Here is a 15,618-nt window from a genome sequence, read left to right on the forward strand (position 1 = left end):
GGCGTGTCGGCCTTTGTGGGGAGCGAGCCGGTCAGGAGACCTTCAGGGCTCCGGTGTCATGGGCGATGCGACCGCCTACGACGGTGGCCCCCACGGTCAGCTCTCCGATGCGGTCGGCGGGCACGCCAAGCAGGTCGTCGCTCAGGACTGTGAAGTCGGCGAGCATGCCCCCGGCGAGAGTGCCCTTGACCCGCTCCTCGTACACCGCGTACGCCGAACCGACCGTGTCGCGTACAGCGCCTCCCGGGCCGTCACCGCCTCGTCCGGACCGATGGGCGCGCCCGAGGCCGTACGCCGGTTCACCATGTCGTGGATGCTCAGCAGCGGGTCGGAGGCGACCACGGGCGCGTCCGAGGAGCCGGGCAGCACCACGCCGGCGTCCAGGAACGACCGCATCCGGTAGGCGAGTCTCCCTCGTTCGGGGCCCAGCGCGGCCAGCAGCCCGTCACCCGTCTCCGACAGGAACCGGCCCTGCGGTACGGGGATCAGGCCGAGCTCCGCGATCCGGGCGACCTGCGCGTCGCTCGCCACGCCCGCGTGCTCGATCCGGTGCCGCACGTCGACGCGCGGATGCGACCGGCCCGCTTCCTCGTACGCGTCCAGGACGACGTCCAGGGCCGCGTCGCCGATCGCGTGCGTGGCGACCTGCCAGCCGCAGCGGTGCGCCTCGACGATGTACCGGCGCAGCTGCTCGCGCTCGAAGGCGAGCAGGCCGCCGAGACGATGGCGGCCGCCGGCCGGGACGAGCCCGTGGCGCTCACGGTCGTCGCGTCGCCCACCACGGTCGCGCACCTTCTGGCGCCCTTCATGGCAGGCGGGGGCCGGGGGTCCCGCGCTCCGCGACGCCCTCCAGGAGGAGCCCAGCAGGGTCTTCGACACCTTGTTGCGCAGCGACGCCGACCTGGGCATCTCCACCATCCCGGCCCCGGCCCCGCTGGAGTCGGCCCTCCTGGGGCGCTCGCCGGTCCTCGCCCAGGTGCCCCGCGGCCACCCCTGGAGCGGGCGCACCGAGATCACCCTCGCCGAGCTGGTCACCGAACCGCTGATCCTGATGAGCCGCACCAACATGAGCCGGCTGGTCGTCGACGAGACCGTCGCCCGGGCGGGCCTCACCCTCACGGCTGTCACCGAGACCGGTTCCTCGGCCTTCGCCCAGGCACCCGCCGCCGCCGGCCGCGGCGTCTGCCTGGTCACCGACGAGACCCGCTTCGGCCTCGCCGAACTGACCGTGCGCACGCCCGAGGGTCTGCTGACCGTCCCCTTGTACGCGGGATGGGACCCCGACCACTACGCCCGCTCGGCCATCCGGGACCTCGTCGAGGGGCTGCGCGCCTACTGCGACCACCACGCGCAGCGCTACGCGGGGCCGGACGCGCAGCGGTGACGGGGACGTCGGTTCCCGGTTCCCCTGCGCGCCCTCTGGCGAGACCCCGGCCGACTGGAGGCGGACCCGGGCGCCGAGGCCTTGGCGAACGCCAAGGAGCCGGCCACCGCCCCGCTCCGTGCTCCGCTGCTTTCGGCGGGACACGACGAGGACGGCCGACGCGTCCGCGCGGCCGTGGACGACTTCCCCACCGGACTCGGTGGCGCCGGCATCAGCCTGGAGCGGTGGGTCGTCGACGGGCGGCTGGATGCGGCCTGCCCCATGCCGGCCTCGCCCCGCCGCGCGGGCCTGGCCGTCTCCGCCGTGGCGGCCCGCTCCGGATTCACCGCCCCAGCCACCTTGCCGCCGTTTCCGGGCCGCGTGCGGCGTCACCCCGGGCGAGTGGCGTCGCCGTCGAAGGGGCGTACGCCGCGGAGGCCGCCCCTGACCCGCAGGAGCGGGCGCCCTCGAAATGCCGCCTCAGCTGCTCCAGGTACGGCCCGTACGGTCCGTGCGGGCGGTACGGCCCGTACCTGTCGATCGGCGGAACGGAGCAACGCACCCCCGTTCCTCGTCCGTCAGCAGCTCAGCTTCGCGTCCGCCCAGTCGGCGTGGTCGTAACCGATGCCGTCCCCGCCGTCGGTGACCACCAGGTGCACGGTCCGCGCACCCGTGATGTCGGCCTTGAGCGGCTGTGCGGGAGCGTCGTTCGTGAGGACGCCGGTCGACGCGGCCTTCCGGCCGTCGGCCCAGATCTCGAAGGCGACCGTTCCGTGGGCGCCGGACTCGTCGTCGAGGCCGACCAGGGCGCTCACGGTCGTACAGGCGCTGCCGGTGTAGAACTCGACGTCGCTGTGGGCGTGCGCTCCGAGCCCCTTGGCGAAGACCGTGCCGCCGATGGTGAGCGGGCCGCTGTCACCGGCCTGGTTCTCGCCGTTGGCGGCGTCGCGTTCCACCGGTCCCCAGCCGTTGGCGGCCGCGAGCCAGGGTAGGTCGCTCAGGTACGACGTCCCGGCGGGTGGTGCGACCACCACATGGGTCCGGACGGGCAGTACGGACCGCGCGGTGACGCCCAGCGGCGAGCGGTAGTCCGCGGTCAGCGTGAGGGCGTACGCCCCGGTGGGCGTGCCCGCCGGCGCCGTGAGCCGCCACGTGGTCGCCAGCGAGGCACCCGTCGGAACCGTACCGTCGGTGTGGGGCGTGGCTGCCTCGATCCGCCAGCCGGCCGGACCGGTGAGCGCCACGGAGAGGTCCCGCGCGGGGGTACGGCCGAGGTCGGTGACCGTGGTGGTCAACTCCGTGGTCTTGCCGGCTTCAAGGAGCGGAGCGGCTTCGAGAGCGGTTTCGACCGCCGGCGGGTACGACGCCCACGTGTCGTCGACGGAGAGGCGCAGCATCACCGTGCCGTGGGCGGGAACAGTCGCGGAGACGGTGCCGGCGGTGTTGGTGGTGGTGTGCTGCCACAGGTCGCGCACGGTGTAGGCGTCGGCGTCCGGCAGGCCTGCCGCGCGCGCCGTGGTGCCGATGCGCTGGGCGGACTCCGTCTCGTTGAACAGGGCCACGGCGCGACTGCCGTCCGCGAGTTCCTTGACGACGACCCAGCGGCCCGACGAAGAGGACACGACGGAGCCCTGCTTGCCGAGCGGGTCCTGGTCGACGGCGATGACCTCCCGGTTGGCGAGGATCTCGAAGGCGGCCGGGGTGGCCTTGCGCAGGTCGGACCCTATGAGCAGCGGTGAGGCCATCATCGACCACATCGAGAAGTGGGAGCGGTACTCGGTGTCCGTCATGCCGCCGTTGCCGACCTCCAGCATGTCGGGGTCGTTCCAGCGGCCGGGGCCCGCGTACCGCGAGAGCGGCAGGTTCTGCTTCATGATCGACAGCATGCTGCCCCAGCTGTCGTTGATGTCGTAGGTGGTGCGCCAGAGCTGGCCCACGTCGCCGGCCCACTCCCAGGGCTTGTTCTCGCCCCACTCGCAGATGCTGTAGACGATCGGCCGGCCGGTGGCCCTGAGGGCGTCGCGCATCGTGATGTAGCGCCCCTTGGCGTCCACGCCTTGGTTGTTGCAGTTGTCGTACTTCAGGTAGTCGACGCCCCAGTCGGCGAACTGCCGTGCGTCGCTGTACTCGTGGCCCAGCGCGCCGGGGAAGCCGCTGCCGTCGCAGGTCCTGGTGCCGGCGCTGGTGTAGAGGCCGAACTTCAGCCCCTTGGAATGGACGTAGTCGGCGACGGCCTTGATGCCGTGGGGGAAACGGGCCGGGTCGGGCACCAGCTTGCCGTCGGCGTCGCGCTCGGGCAGTGCCCAGCAGTCGTCGATGTTGACGTACCGGTATCCGGCGTCCTTGAGGCCCCTCTCGACGAATATGTCGGCGATCCCCTTGACCATGGTCTCGTTGAACTCGGCACGGCAGTGGGTGGAGTTCCAGTTGTTGAAGCCCATGGGCGGGGTGAGGGCGAGTCCGTCGCCCGTCACGGAGGTGGCGGGGGCCGGGGTTGGGCCTGGGGCGGCAGTCGTGGCGTCGGCGGTGGCCGGCGCGGCGAGCCCTGCGGCCCCCAGCAGTGTGACGGCGGCCAGTGCCGTCAGGGCCTCTCGGGCCCTGGTGGTGCGGGTGGGTAGACGGCGCATTGTTGCGTTCCTCCGTGCTCCTCGCGTGATGAACGGTCATGCCGACGTCATGGCGCGCTTACGGTAGAGCTTGTGTGACTCTGTTGGAAGAGGGTGGCGGTAGTTAGTCGAGAATGAGCCAAACCCCTGGACGGGTGGCGCAGTTGACTGTGGCAATGGGGTCGAGTGTTTGGTTATGTTGAATTGAGGCGCGGGCTGGGGCACGAGGGGAGCGCCCGGTTGGACCGACGTCGCGAGGTGTCGCGACACGCGACTCAAACCTTCAGGGCGGCGGCACATCGTCCGCCCTCTCCGTCCTCCGCCTGCTGCTCCGTCGATCTGAATCTGAAGACGTGGGAGTTCCGCAGGCGAACCGCCGGACCCGCAGCCGGAGGGCGATATTTCGTCCGGCGCCCGGCACATCAGGGGGAACGCGCAGGCAGGAGCCACGAACCCGGTTCGACCAGACCCCGCAAACCGGGCACAGGGCACCGCCCCGTAGTGAGCGCGCGTCGACGCGCACCCGCTCCGCGCGCACGTTCACGGACAGCACCGCGACGTCCGTGACCGACGGGAACGATTGCTCCTTCAGCAGCTCCTTCAGTCGGCGCGGGCTTCTTCCGCGGTCCGACTGCCGGTCCGACGACCGCCCCCAGAGCTCAGCTTCTGTCGAGCTGCGCAGGCCGGTTCGTTCCTGCCTCGGAATGGCCCGGATTTTGGCCGATCCGCCGAGGCGCGGTCGGGTGCTCCCGTGCGCCCGCGGGTCGAGGGCATCCCGCGTACGGCCGTTCTCGGGACGATGCCCGTGGCCGGAAGGACCGGCCCTTCGCGGTAGGTCCGGGATGCGGGACGCGTCAGTACCGGGGTGCCGGCGCCACCGGTCCGAGGTCGGGCTGGTCACGGAGTTCGACGGTGAGGGGCCGGGCGGGGCCGGCGAGGTCCAGGACCAGGATCTCGTTCGTGCCCGCGTGCCACAGGGGTGCCGGGGCGTAGAGGGTGCGCTGGGGGCCCTGTTCGGTGCGCAGGCGGCCGAGCAGGAAGCCGTTGAGCCAGACCAGGGTGCGGTGGCTGTCGGGGACGGCGAGGAAGGCGTCGGCCGGCTGCGGCAGGTCGACCGTGGCGCGGTGGAAGACGGGGCCGTCGGCGGTTACCGCGGCGGGGGGCGTGGACAGTGCGGCCAGGTCGTCGAGGGGGAGCACGCGGACGTCCCAGCCGAACAGGTGCTGGTGGTCCAGCCGCACGCCCGCGATCAGGCCCTTGCGGTCGGCCAGGTGGGGACCGTAGTTGACCCGTCCGAAGGGCTCGACGAGGATCTCCAGTTCCGCACCGCCCTCGGGGACGTCCAGCACGACGGTCGGGTTCGGGTCGTCGCGTTCGAGCACGCCGGCCAGGCGCCCGTCGAGGAAGACCTGGGCCAGGTCCCGGACGCCGTCGACGGTCAGTGTGGCGGGGCCGCCGGGTCCGGTGACACGGTGGCGGTAATGGACGAGCCCGCGGTGGTGGCCGAGCTTCTCCATCGGTTCGGGTACGGGACGGTGCGAGGGTGTGGACAGCTGGTCCAGGCTGTCGCGCAGGGCCGCGACCGGGGTGGCGGGGACCGTCTGCGGGGCGACCCTCGGAAGCTGGGCGGGCAGTTCCCTGTCCGGCAGCTTCACATGGCGGCCGATGACTTCGCGGAAGGCGTGGAACTTCTCGGTCAGCTCGCCGGCCTCGCCGATCGGCGCGTCGTAGTCGTAGCTGGTGATCGTGGGCATGTAGCCCGGCTCGGACAGGGTCTTGCCGGTGTGGTTGGCCCCCGCCCACCAGCCGAAGTTGGTCCCGCCGTGGCCCATGTAGATGTTGACCGAACCCCCGGCGGAGAGGATCCCGTCGAGCGCCTCGGCTGCGTCGGCGGCGTCCCGGACGTGGTGGGGGTCGCCGAAGTGGTCGAACCAGCCGTTCCAGAACTCCATGCAGACCAGCGGGGTGTCAGGCCGGAACGTGGTGAGGGCGGCGAAGGCCTCGTCGGGGCGCGAACCGAAGTTGGCGGTGGCCAGCACCCCGGGAAGGGTGCCGCCGGCGAGCATGCGTGCCTCGGGACCGTCGGACGTGAACAGCAGGCAGTCGATTCCCCGAGCGAGAAGGCCGGCCTTCAGGTGCTCCAGGTAGGCCGCGTCGTTGCCGTAGCTGCCGTACTCGTTCTCGACCTGTACGGCGACGATCGGGCCGCCGCGTGACGTCTGGAGCTCGGCGAGCACGGGGATCAGCTGGTCGAACCACTGGTCCACGGCGGCCAGGTAGGCGGGATCCGAGGTGCGCAGCCGCATCGATTCGTCCGCGAGCAGCCAGGCCGGGAGTCCCCCGAGGTCCCATTCGGCGCAGATGTACGGACCGGGGCGGGCGATCACGTCGAGGCCGAGCGCGTCGGCCTCGCGGATGAACCCGGCGACGTCGTGCCAGCCGCCGAAGCGGGCCGGGCCGGGGGTGGGCTGGTGGAAGTTCCAGGCGATGTAGAGCTCGACGGTGTTGCAGCCCATGGCCTGCAGACGCTGGAGCCGGTCGCGCCAGAGCCCGGGGTGGATGCGGAAGTAGTGCACGGCGGCGGAGACCACGCGGTGCTCGTGGCCGCCGCGCAGGAAGCGGTGGCCGTCGACGGTCAGGGGAGGGCGGGTGTTCATGAGGGGTGCTTTCGGTCGTGGTCATGGGCGTGGGGTGCCGGGCACAGCCAGACGGGTGGCAGTGCCCGGCACCCTGTCGGTCACACGTGTGTCAGCGGGTGCCGGCGTCCGTCACGGGTGGCTCCACTGCTGGCTGGCGCCTCCGTCGCAGCGCCGGATCTCCAGCAGGGTGCCGTTGGTCGTGGCGCCGGCGACGGCCCCCAGGCAGCTGCCGGACTCGGCACCCTTGTACGTCTTGGCGGCGGTGTCGTAGGTCCACTGCTGGTTGGCGCCGCCGTTGCAGTTCCACAGTTCGACGCCGGTGCCGTCGGCGGTGCCGTGCCCGATGACGTCCAGGCACTTGCCGAGCGAGCGGATCGTGCCGTCCGCCGCGAAGGCCCAGGTCTGGTTGGCGCCGCCATTGCAGTCCCAGAGCGCGACGCGCGTGCCGTCGGTGGCGTCGCTGTTCGGCACGTCGACGCAGCGGTCGGAGCCCACGCCGGCGATCGGGCCGGAGACGGCGGGTCGGCAGGTCGGCAGGCCGGTGGCCGCGGTGCCGAGGTCGTCGACGACCAGGTTGTCCAGGGTCGCGGCGCCGTTGCTGTCGGTGGCGCTGGTGAGGGACAGGTAGACGTCCCCGCAGTCGCCGACGGTGAAGGAGGTGTCGATGCGGTTGTGCGGGGCCGACCGTACGGGCGGCAGGCTGTCCGTCCAGGGGCCGGTCCACCAGGACGGCACGGGTCCGGGCGCCGGCGCGCCGGTCAGCTTCTCGGTCGTGGTCTGCTCCAGCAGCGTGTCGGTGATCGGGGCGGCGGCGTTCTCGCCGTCGACCTGGAAGCGGTACTGCCCGGCGATGTCGCTCTGGTAGTCCGCCTGCACGCGGTAGGAGTGACCGGGGAGGAAGCGGATCGATCCGGGCCAGGTGCGGAACTGCGGTCCGGCGCCGTTGTTGATGGTTTCGAGCGAGTACGTGCCGCTGATGGTGTCGCGGGTGTAGCCGTCGTGGGCCTCGGAGAGGATCTCGCTCGGCTCGCCGGGCTTGCCGATCAGGAAGGGGCCGAACCCTCCGCCGGTGTTGTGCTCGAAGTCCTCGGTGTAGGTGTGCCCGTCCGCCCGGTGGGTGGCGCCGGGGTCGGCCATGGCGCGTACGTCGGACCAGAGCACGGTGTCACCGCTGTCGGAGCCGGCGTCGGCCATCAGGTGCAGGGTGGCCGTGGTCGCTCCGGCGGGCTGGGTGAACAGCACCTCCAGGCGCTGGAACCGTTGGCCGCTGAACCGGTTGTTCGCGTCGGTCTGGACCGGGGTCGGCCTGTCGATCCAGTTCTCGACCGGGTCGGCGCCGTTTCCGTCGACCCGGAGCGTCGCCTTGCGGGAGCCGGTCACCGAGACGTACGCGGAGGCGGAGTACGTCTGACCCGGTGTCAGGCCGGTCAGCTTCTGGGTGACCTCGCCGTCGTGCGAGCCGGTGATCCGCAGGCTCTGGAAGCCGTTGGAGTCGGTCACGACGGACACGCCGGACGCGTCCCCGGACGTGGAGGCGGACGTCCAGCCGCTGAGGTCGCGGGTGAAGAACTCCCCGTTCTTGACGACCGTGCCGGTGCCGAAGCCCACCGAGGTGGCGGTGTCGGCGCGCCGCACCGGGGCGCCGGTGTTGCTGCCGTCGGCGTACGTGCCGGCCGTCGGTACGGAGACCGGGGTGCCGGGGTAGATCACGTACGGCGTGTTCGGGTCCAGGTCGAGGGTGACCCGGCCGCCGCTGACCGTGATCTGCGCACCCGCGTCCTTGCCGGTGTCGGAGAGCTTGTACAGGGTGACCGAGCTCTGACCGGACCAGGCCTTGGGCAGCGTCCAGGTCCGTGACTCGGCCGTGTCGTTCCAGGCGTAGATCTTCTGCTGGCCCTGCGGGGACCAGGGGAGGAAGAACTTGTCGCCGTCGCGCTCCAGGGCTCCGTCGCGCCAGATCTGCGGCGAGGCGCCGTTCATCCGGGTGGAGACACCGTCGGTGAACGTGATGGCGCCGTCCTTCCAGTCGGTGATCCGGAAGTGCTGCAGGTACTTGGTCGGCAGGTTGTTGGTGAAGACCTGGGCGATCTCCTTGTTCACCGAGTGCTGGCTGTGCCAGCCCATGAACGAGGCCTTGTTCTGCACGCCGGCCAGCATCGGCTCGCTGTTGTTGATCCAGGCGTCCATGTCGTGGTTGTAGACGAAGCGCAGGATCCGGCTGTTGATGCCCACGTCGTCGTACTCGGCCGAGTCGTGGTACCAGGACACGTACGGGAACATGTACGTCGGGAACTCGGTGTAGATCGGCAGTCCGTGCCGCGCGACGACGTTCGCCTCCTTCCAGGCGTTCCAGTTGACGCTGTCCTGCTGGAAGAACGCGTCGCTGTAGACGAAGCCCAGGTTGGGGACCTCGTGCACCAGGGCGGCGATCCGCTCGGCGTAGTCGCCGCTCGCGAGGTCCTTCCCGGTGTCGAGGCCGAAGGCGGTGTCTCCCCAGATGTACGGGGGCGCGGGGTTGGTCGGGTCGTACGTCTTGTCCCAGCGGAAGGCCTTGCTGCGCGGCGCCTGGCCGACATTGCTGATGTGGACGCCGACGATGGCGTTGTAGGCCGCGGCGCCGTCGACGACGGTGTTGATGTCGGCGAGACCGCCGGCGGCGGTGTTGTAGTGACCTGCGTAGTCGGGGTGGCCGGCGTCGTGGCCCTCGTCCTGATAGCCCTTCAGCTCGATGGACTGGCCGAGACCGTCGGTGTGGAGCGCCATCTTCTTGATGTCGTCGAGGGTCTTGACGAAGGGGTTCTGCGCCTGGGAGACGAAGTTCATCGCGATCTGGGAGACCACGTTGTTCTTCGTCTGGGCCGCCTGCTCCGGCTCGGTCATGATCTGCCGGTAGGCGACGGCCGCGTCCTGCCAGTCGATGCCGGGGGTGCCATTGGCGTCCCCGGTCAGGACGACCTTCGCCTCCGGCAGGGCGACGACCTTGCCGTCCGGACCACGGTAGGTCCACAGGTCCGAGCCGATGGCCGTCGTGTTGACGCCGGCGGAGCCGGTGGTGCGCACCAACAGGTTGCCGCCGCGGTTCGGGTCCACCGGGTCGCCGAAGGAGGTCAGAGAATTGCTCGTGATGCCGGCCGCGATCGTCGAGTCCGCGACCAGGGCGATGGCCTTGTGCAGCGGTGCGGGGTCCGTCGGCAGCGAGGACACGGCGGCGATGGTGTCCATGTCAGGGCCGGGTGCGTAGTAGGTCTTGTACACCGACGCGTCGGCCACCTGCGCGCCGGGCCGGTCGCCTCGGATCGACAGCAGGTTCAGCCCCGGTATCGCGAGGGTGGAGACCTTCGTCGCGCCGGTCTCGGTGACGCCCGTGACCTTCCAGGACAGGACGGATCCCGACACCGACACCCGGACGTTCAGCGTGACGTCGATCGAGGGGAAACCGAGCACGTAGTCGACGTGATCGGGGGTGATCGTGGACGTCACGGTGGGTGTGAAGGCGGTGCCGTTGACGCTGACCTGGGGCGTAGCACCGGTGTTGCCGGGCAGGGTGCCCTTGCCCAGCCGATACTGGAGCACCTGGGGGAACGCGGTGTCGACCGTGGCCGTCAGCTGTCCGGAACGGATGGCCGCGGTGGCGGCCGTCGCCATCGGCCCGGCTGCGGCGGGGACGGTACCGCCGAGGGTGAGCAGAGAGGCACTGAGAAGTACGGCGCACGTGGCCCGGGCGCGTGGGCGATCCATGGCTTGCCCTTCTACGGAACGGGGCTTCGGGTGGGTGGGGGCTGCTACTTGACGGCGCCCGCGGTGAGACCGCTGCGCCAGAAGCGCTGCAACGAGACGAAGGCGATGAGCAGCGGGACCAGGGAGACGAACGCCCCGGTGATCGGAAGCATCGGCGGCACACCGTTCGCGAACTCCGACCGCCACTGGACCAGGCCGACGGTGACCGGCAGCTTCGAGGCCTCGTTGAGCATGAGCGCGGGCAGCAGGTAGTTGTTCCAGACGCTCACGAACTGGAACAGGAAGACCGTCACCAGCGCCGGCGTCATCACCGGCAGCGCGATGCGGAAGAAGGCCCGCTGCTCACCGGCACCGTCCATGCGCGCGGCCTCCAGCAGTTCGTCGGGGACGGACGCCGACGCGTAGATGCGGGAGAGGTAGACCCCGAAGGGGCTGACGAAGCTGGGGAGCAGGACCGCCCAGTACGTGTCGGTGAGCTGCAGCTTGGCCAGCATGAGAAACAGCGGCAGGGCGAACATCGGTGCCGGGATCAGCACGGAGGCCAGGATCACGTTGAAGATCGCTTCGCGACCGCGGAACCGGTACTTGGCCAGGGCGAAGCCGGCCATGACCGAGAGGAGCGTACTGACGGCCGCGCCGAGCAGGCTGTAGAGCGCGCTGTTGGCCAGCCAGGAGGAGAAGGCCCCGTCCTGGAAGGAGAAGACGCGGCTGAGGTTGCCGCCCAGGTCGAAGTGGGAGAACCAGAGCGGGCTGCCCCGGTAGAGGTACCCCTCGCCCTTGGTCGCCGAGACGAACAGCCACCAGAGCGGGACCAGGGTGTAGAGGGTCATCAGGCCCAGCAGGGCGTTGACGACCAGGCGGGCGGGGAGGGGGCTGCGGGTGGCCATCGGGCCGCGGCTGGTGGTCATGCGTCGGCCATCCTTCGCTGGGCGAACTTCAGGACCCCGAAGGAGAGGACCAGCGTCACGAGCGCCAGCAGAACCGATTCGGCGGCAGCCAGGTTCGGGTTCGCCTGCGAGGCGTTGAGGGTGGTGTTCATGATCGGGCTGAACTTGCTGGAGGCGCCGGGGATCCGGGCGGCGGCGAGCACGGCCGGCTCGGTGTAGAGCTGGGCGGTGCCGATGACGGAGAACACCGTGGTGAGGACCAGGGCGGCCCGTACCAGGGGGATCTTGACGTACCAGGCCAGGCGCCAGCCGGTGCAGTTGTCGAGCGTGGCGGCCTCGATCACCTCACCGGGAACGGCCTGGAGCGCCGAGTAGATGATCAGCATGTTGTAGCCGGTCCACCCCCAGGTGATCATGTTGCCGATCGACACCGGGATCCAGCCGGCCGACAGGAAGTCGGTGTGGATGCCGAGGGCGGACAGCGGACCGGTGAACGGCGAGATGTCCTTCACGAGGAGGAACGACCACATCACGGCGGCGATCGCGCCCGGGAGGGCGTACGGCAGGAAGAACGTCAGCCGGAACGTCTTCTTGAACCGGGCGGAACGCGAGTCGAGCAGCAGCGCGAGCGCGAGGGCCAGCCCGAGCATCACCGGCACCTGGACGACACCGAGCAGCGCGACCCTGCCGAGCGAAGCGGTGAAGTCGGCGTCGTGGAGGGCGTCGAGGAAGTTGTCGAAGCCGGCGAACCGTGTGGTCTGCGCGCCGCCGAACAGACCCTCACGGCGCACCGTGAAGAAGCTCTGGTAGATCGCGTATCCGATCGGCGCGAGCATCATGGCGGCGAACAGGAGGCCGAACGGCGCCAGGAACCCCGCGGCGTTCAGCGCGGTCCGGTGGCGGCGGCCCGGCGCGGCCGACGCGCGCGGCGGCGCCGGTGTCAGAGGTGGTGCCGGTACGGGAGGTGGTGCGGTCTGGGAGCTCATGGTGTTCGTTCCTCGACGCGGTTGCGGTGCGGACGGGGGACCGGCTCCGCGGCGCCGCGCCCCGGGCGGCGCCGCGGAGTCTCCCTCGGGCGATCTGCGCTTTTCTGGGGGTCAGTTGCCGCTCACGGAGAGGCCCAGGCTCTTGATCTTGTCGATCGTCTTCTGCTGGACGACGGTGGTGGCCTGGGCGTAGCCGCCCTTGCCGATCGCGTCCGTGTAGTCGGCCTCGATCTGGCCGAACGTCGGCCCGGCCACCCAGGTGGAAGGGGTGTTCGCCGCGGACTGCTTGAAGACGTCGTAGATCTTCTGCCCACCGAAGTAGGGGTCGCCCTGGGAGAGCAGCGGGTGGTCGAGACCGGCCTTCGAGGCGGGGTACAGGCCGCCGACGGTGATGCCGGTCCCGATCGCCTCCTTGTCCCCCGAGAGGAACGCGGCGAACTGTTCGGCCTGCTCGGGCGTCTTGCAGCCGGTCAGTACGGAGGTGGCGGAACCGCCCGAGTTCGCACTGGCCTTGTCGCCCGAGGCCCAGGTCGGCATCGGGGCCACGGCCCACTTGCCGGCGAGGTCCTTGAGGTCCCCCTTGATGCCCGCGGCGGCCCAGGAGGCGTTCACGAAGGTCATGACCTTGCCGGCCTCCGATGCCTTGTTGAAGGTCGGGTCCCAGGCGTTGCCGTTGTTCATCACCAGCTTCCGGTCCTTCAGACCCTGCCAGTACGTGGCGACCTGCTGGGTGCCCGGATTGTCGATGGCGACCTTCCAGGAACCGCCCGACGTGCCGAACCAGGACTTGCCGGTCTGCCAGGTCAGGGCGGACATGTCGTAGGCGTCCTGGGGCGCGGTGCCGAAGGCGACGCTCGGGTCGGCCTTGTGGACGGCGGCTGCGTCGGCGGCGTACTCCTCCCAGGTCGTGGGAGGCTTCGCGATGCCGAACTTCTTGAACAGGTCGGTGCGGTAGTACAGCGCCATCGGCCCGGTGTCCACGGGGATGCCGTACACCTTGCCACCGGCCGAGGAAGCGGCGACGGCCCAGTCCAGGTACGTGCCGGTGTCCCCGGAGGCGTACGGGGTGATGTCCATCAGCGCGTTCTTGACCAGCATCGACGGGATGTCGCTGTAGGCGACCTGGGCCAGACAAGGGGCCTTGCCGGCGGTGATCGCGTTGGTCATCTGGTCGTAGCCGCCCTTGGCACCGGACGGGATCTGCTTGAACGTCACCTTGATGTCGGGGTGGGCGGCGTTCCACTGGGCGGTGATCTTGTCGTAGCCGGGGGCCCAGCCCCAGAACTCCATGGACACCGGCCCCTTGGGGGACGAGTCGCCGGGGGAGTCGGAGCCGGAACAGCCGGTCCCCATCAGGGCCAGAGAAAGGGCTGCTGCGGCGGCTGCGGATCTGTGCGTGAACGTGCGCATGGCTTTCCTCGTGAACGACGTGATGAGAAGAGCGGGAGGGGTGGACCGGACGGGCTTCCGATTGGCCCATTCAAGTCCCGTGGAATCTGCGATCTCGTGGAATCCGTGAAGGATTATTCAGCCCTTTATGGAGGGCTGGTCAATACCCTTTCCAAGGGTTTTCCTGTGCCCTTTCCTGTGCCTGATCCAGGGCATGCTGCGCAGGCCGTCGCTCTCGAATTGATTCTTCGTCGAGAGGCGGCACGGTCGGGTGGGCCGGGTAAGGAATTCAGTCGCGAATGGCTAAGGTGACCGACGGCTGGCGTCGAGTGTTCTTTCCCTTGCGTGCGGCGGTACCCGGTGCGGGAGCCGCACGGGGGAGGCAAGGAGTGGGGCGGCCTCTCAGGACAGTCGGGCGCGGACGCTCTCCCTGATCACCAGGCAGGCAGCACCCCGCGCCCACAACGTCTCGCTGGCCTCGTCGACCTTGATCACGCAGTCGCGGGCGGCCGTGGAGACGGCATGTCGTTCCAAGGCCGCGGTCATCGCCGGTCCGAAGTGCTCGTACGCCACGACGCCCTCTCCCGCGATCACGATCAGACCGGGGTTGAGCAGATTGCACAGGCAGGCCAGGCCGCGCCCGAGGGCGTCGCCGGCGACGGAGAACGCGTGGAGCGCGGCCCGTCGGTCGATCTCCGTGCCCGACCGCGCGAACTCCGCCACCGCGTCGTAGTCGGCATCCGGCCGGCCGCCGGCCTCCTGGAACAGGCGAAGCACCGCGTCGGAGGATGCCAGGGCCTCCACGCAACCCCGGTTGCCGCAGGCGCAGTCGGGGCCGTTCGGCTCGATCGGCAGATGCCCGAACTCGACGGCCAGTCCGCCGGCCCCGGAGTGGAGGACTCCATGGAGCATCAGTCCACCGCCGACGCCCCGCCCGACGGAGATCACGGCGAAGGAGTCGACCTCCCTCCCCTCTCCGAACCAGCGCTCGGCGATCACCAGGGCGTTGACGTCGTTGTTCACCACCACCGGAAGTCCGGTCGCCTCGCTCAGCGGAGACGCGACGGCGACGTCCGTCCAGCCCAGGCGAACCGCCGAACGGCACACGCCGGCGGCCGCGTCGACGTGGCCGCCCACGCCGACCCCGATGCCCAGGACCTTCGCGTCACCGGTCCGCGCCTCGGCGATGAGCCGGGCCGTCAGGTCCGCGGCCACCGAGAGCACATGGGCCGGCTCCAGGGACGTGAGTGAACGCTCCATGCGGAGCAGCGGGCGGGCGCCGAGGTCGGTGAGCACGGCCGCGACGTGGGTGCGCGCGATCTGGATCCCGACGACCAGGTGCTGTTCGGTGTTGACCCGAAGCAGGCGCTGGGGGCGACCGAGCCCGGTCGCGCTCTGCTGTCCGGTCTCGCTCAGATAGCCGCCCTCGATCAGCGGCGTGAGCAGCCGGGTCACGGTGGACGGGGACAGTCCGAGCCGTTGTGCGATCACCGTGCGTGAGACCGGGCCCGAGGTGAGTACCTGGGCGAAGATCTCGGCTCCTGTCTGATCCGGGACCAGAGCCGTCGGCGTGGTCACGTCACATCCCTCCCTGGCATCCCCATGACATCTCAGTGTTGCCGCGAGTCTGGCGTAGATACTTTCTTGCGTCAAGAAAAGAAGTGAAGGGAATCGCGGGCCCCACCGGTGCGGCGTCCCTGGTGGCGTCTCGGCGCGGGGGGCGGGGACGGACGGCAGCGCCCGAGCGGTGCGGTAGGACGGGGCACGGTCATCAGGGCGGCGTGACAAGTCCCCGCCGACGAGACCGAAGGGCACGCACGCCGGGTCCCGGCCACGCACCCCGGGGACACCCCCGGTTCGTCGAGTCCGGCTTCATCGAGTCGGGAAGCTTCGCCTCGAACGGCTCGTCGAGCCTCATCGTCGGCAGGACGTGGTCCTGGTCGGCGGCACCGGCCGGGCAGCGCGGCGGCAGCGGCCGGTGTCACGACCGTCGCCGCAAGGCGCCTGTGG

At 70.3% G+C, this 15,618-nt stretch carries 8 protein-coding genes and 1 pseudogene; 1 reads left to right on the forward strand and 8 read right to left on the reverse strand.

Annotation, left to right across the window (positions count from 1 at the left end; translation table 11 throughout):
• Window positions 1–31: 31 nt before the first annotated feature.
• Window positions 32–918, reverse strand: a pseudogene (locus tag GGE06_RS09110) (amidohydrolase).
• On the opposite strand from GGE06_RS09110, the gene GGE06_RS09115 reads away from it, so the two are divergent.
• Window positions 881–1,384 carry a LysR family transcriptional regulator substrate-binding protein gene (locus GGE06_RS09115; RefSeq protein WP_184930477.1) on the forward strand — a complete coding sequence of 168 codons (504 nt, stop codon included), beginning with the start codon at window positions 881–883 and terminating at the stop codon, window positions 1,382–1,384. The pseudogene GGE06_RS09110 and the gene GGE06_RS09115 sit on opposite strands and share 38 nt — an antisense overlap.
• A 557-nt stretch (window positions 1,385–1,941) precedes the next feature.
• Here GGE06_RS09115 and GGE06_RS09120 read toward each other — a convergent pair.
• The 7 genes from GGE06_RS09120 to GGE06_RS09150 all read right to left on the reverse strand — a co-directional run bounded on the left by GGE06_RS09120 (window position 1,942) and on the right by GGE06_RS09150 (window position 15,186).
• Window positions 1,942–3,990, reverse strand: a complete 2,049-nt coding sequence (locus tag GGE06_RS09120; RefSeq protein ID WP_184930478.1) for an NPCBM/NEW2 domain-containing protein — start codon at window positions 3,988–3,990, stop codon at window positions 1,942–1,944.
• 833 nt (window positions 3,991–4,823) lie between these two features.
• The gene (locus tag GGE06_RS09125) at window positions 4,824–6,626 is read right to left on the reverse strand and encodes a glycoside hydrolase family 35 protein (protein ID WP_093877962.1); all 1,803 of its coding nucleotides are present in this window, start codon (window positions 6,624–6,626) and stop codon (window positions 4,824–4,826) included.
• A 111-nt stretch (window positions 6,627–6,737) separates the two neighbouring features.
• The gene (locus GGE06_RS09130) at window positions 6,738–10,346 is read right to left on the reverse strand and encodes an endo-alpha-N-acetylgalactosaminidase family protein (protein ID WP_184930479.1); all 3,609 of its coding nucleotides are present in this window, start codon (window positions 10,344–10,346) and stop codon (window positions 6,738–6,740) included.
• 44 nt (window positions 10,347–10,390) lie between these two features.
• Window positions 10,391–11,254, reverse strand: coding sequence for a carbohydrate ABC transporter permease (locus GGE06_RS09135; protein ID WP_184930480.1), 864 nt, complete (start codon window positions 11,252–11,254; stop codon window positions 10,391–10,393).
• A complete protein-coding gene (locus tag GGE06_RS09140) occupies window positions 11,251–12,219 on the reverse strand; it encodes a carbohydrate ABC transporter permease (RefSeq protein ID WP_184930481.1) in 969 nt (322 codons plus the stop codon). Before GGE06_RS09140 ends, GGE06_RS09135 begins: the two co-directional genes overlap by 4 nt.
• A gap of 111 nt (window positions 12,220–12,330) precedes the next feature.
• Window positions 12,331–13,629: an ABC transporter substrate-binding protein gene (locus GGE06_RS09145; protein ID WP_116157002.1), complete on the reverse strand. Its 1,299-nt coding sequence runs from the start codon at window positions 13,627–13,629 to the stop codon at window positions 12,331–12,333.
• A gap of 381 nt (window positions 13,630–14,010) precedes the next feature.
• Window positions 14,011–15,186 (reverse strand): ROK family transcriptional regulator, encoded by a 1,176-nt coding sequence (locus tag GGE06_RS09150; RefSeq protein ID WP_181924397.1) that lies wholly within the window; start codon window positions 15,184–15,186, stop codon window positions 14,011–14,013.
• Window positions 15,187–15,618 lie beyond the last annotated feature (432 nt).

Origin of the sequence: Streptomyces nymphaeiformis, assembly GCF_014203895.1 — a bacterium.
GTDB lineage: Bacteria > Actinomycetota > Actinomycetes > Streptomycetales > Streptomycetaceae > Streptomyces > Streptomyces nymphaeiformis.

Bases quoted from the DNA above. Each gene is read 5' to 3' on its own strand.
- GGE06_RS09140 (WP_184930481.1), bottom strand. From the start codon at position 12,219: ATGAGCTCCCAGACCGCACCACCTCCCGTACCGGCACCACCTCTGACA.
- GGE06_RS09120 (WP_184930478.1), bottom strand. From the start codon at position 3,990: ATGCGCCGTCTACCCACCCGCACCACCAGGGCCCGAGAGGCCCTGACG.
- GGE06_RS09145 (WP_116157002.1), bottom strand. From the start codon at position 13,629: ATGCGCACGTTCACGCACAGATCCGCAGCCGCCGCAGCAGCCCTTTCT.
- GGE06_RS09125 (WP_093877962.1), bottom strand. From the start codon at position 6,626: ATGAACACCCGCCCTCCCCTGACCGTCGACGGCCACCGCTTCCTGCGC.
- GGE06_RS09130 (WP_184930479.1), bottom strand. From the start codon at position 10,346: ATGGATCGCCCACGCGCCCGGGCCACGTGCGCCGTACTTCTCAGTGCC.
- GGE06_RS09135 (WP_184930480.1), bottom strand. From the start codon at position 11,254: ATGACCACCAGCCGCGGCCCGATGGCCACCCGCAGCCCCCTCCCCGCC.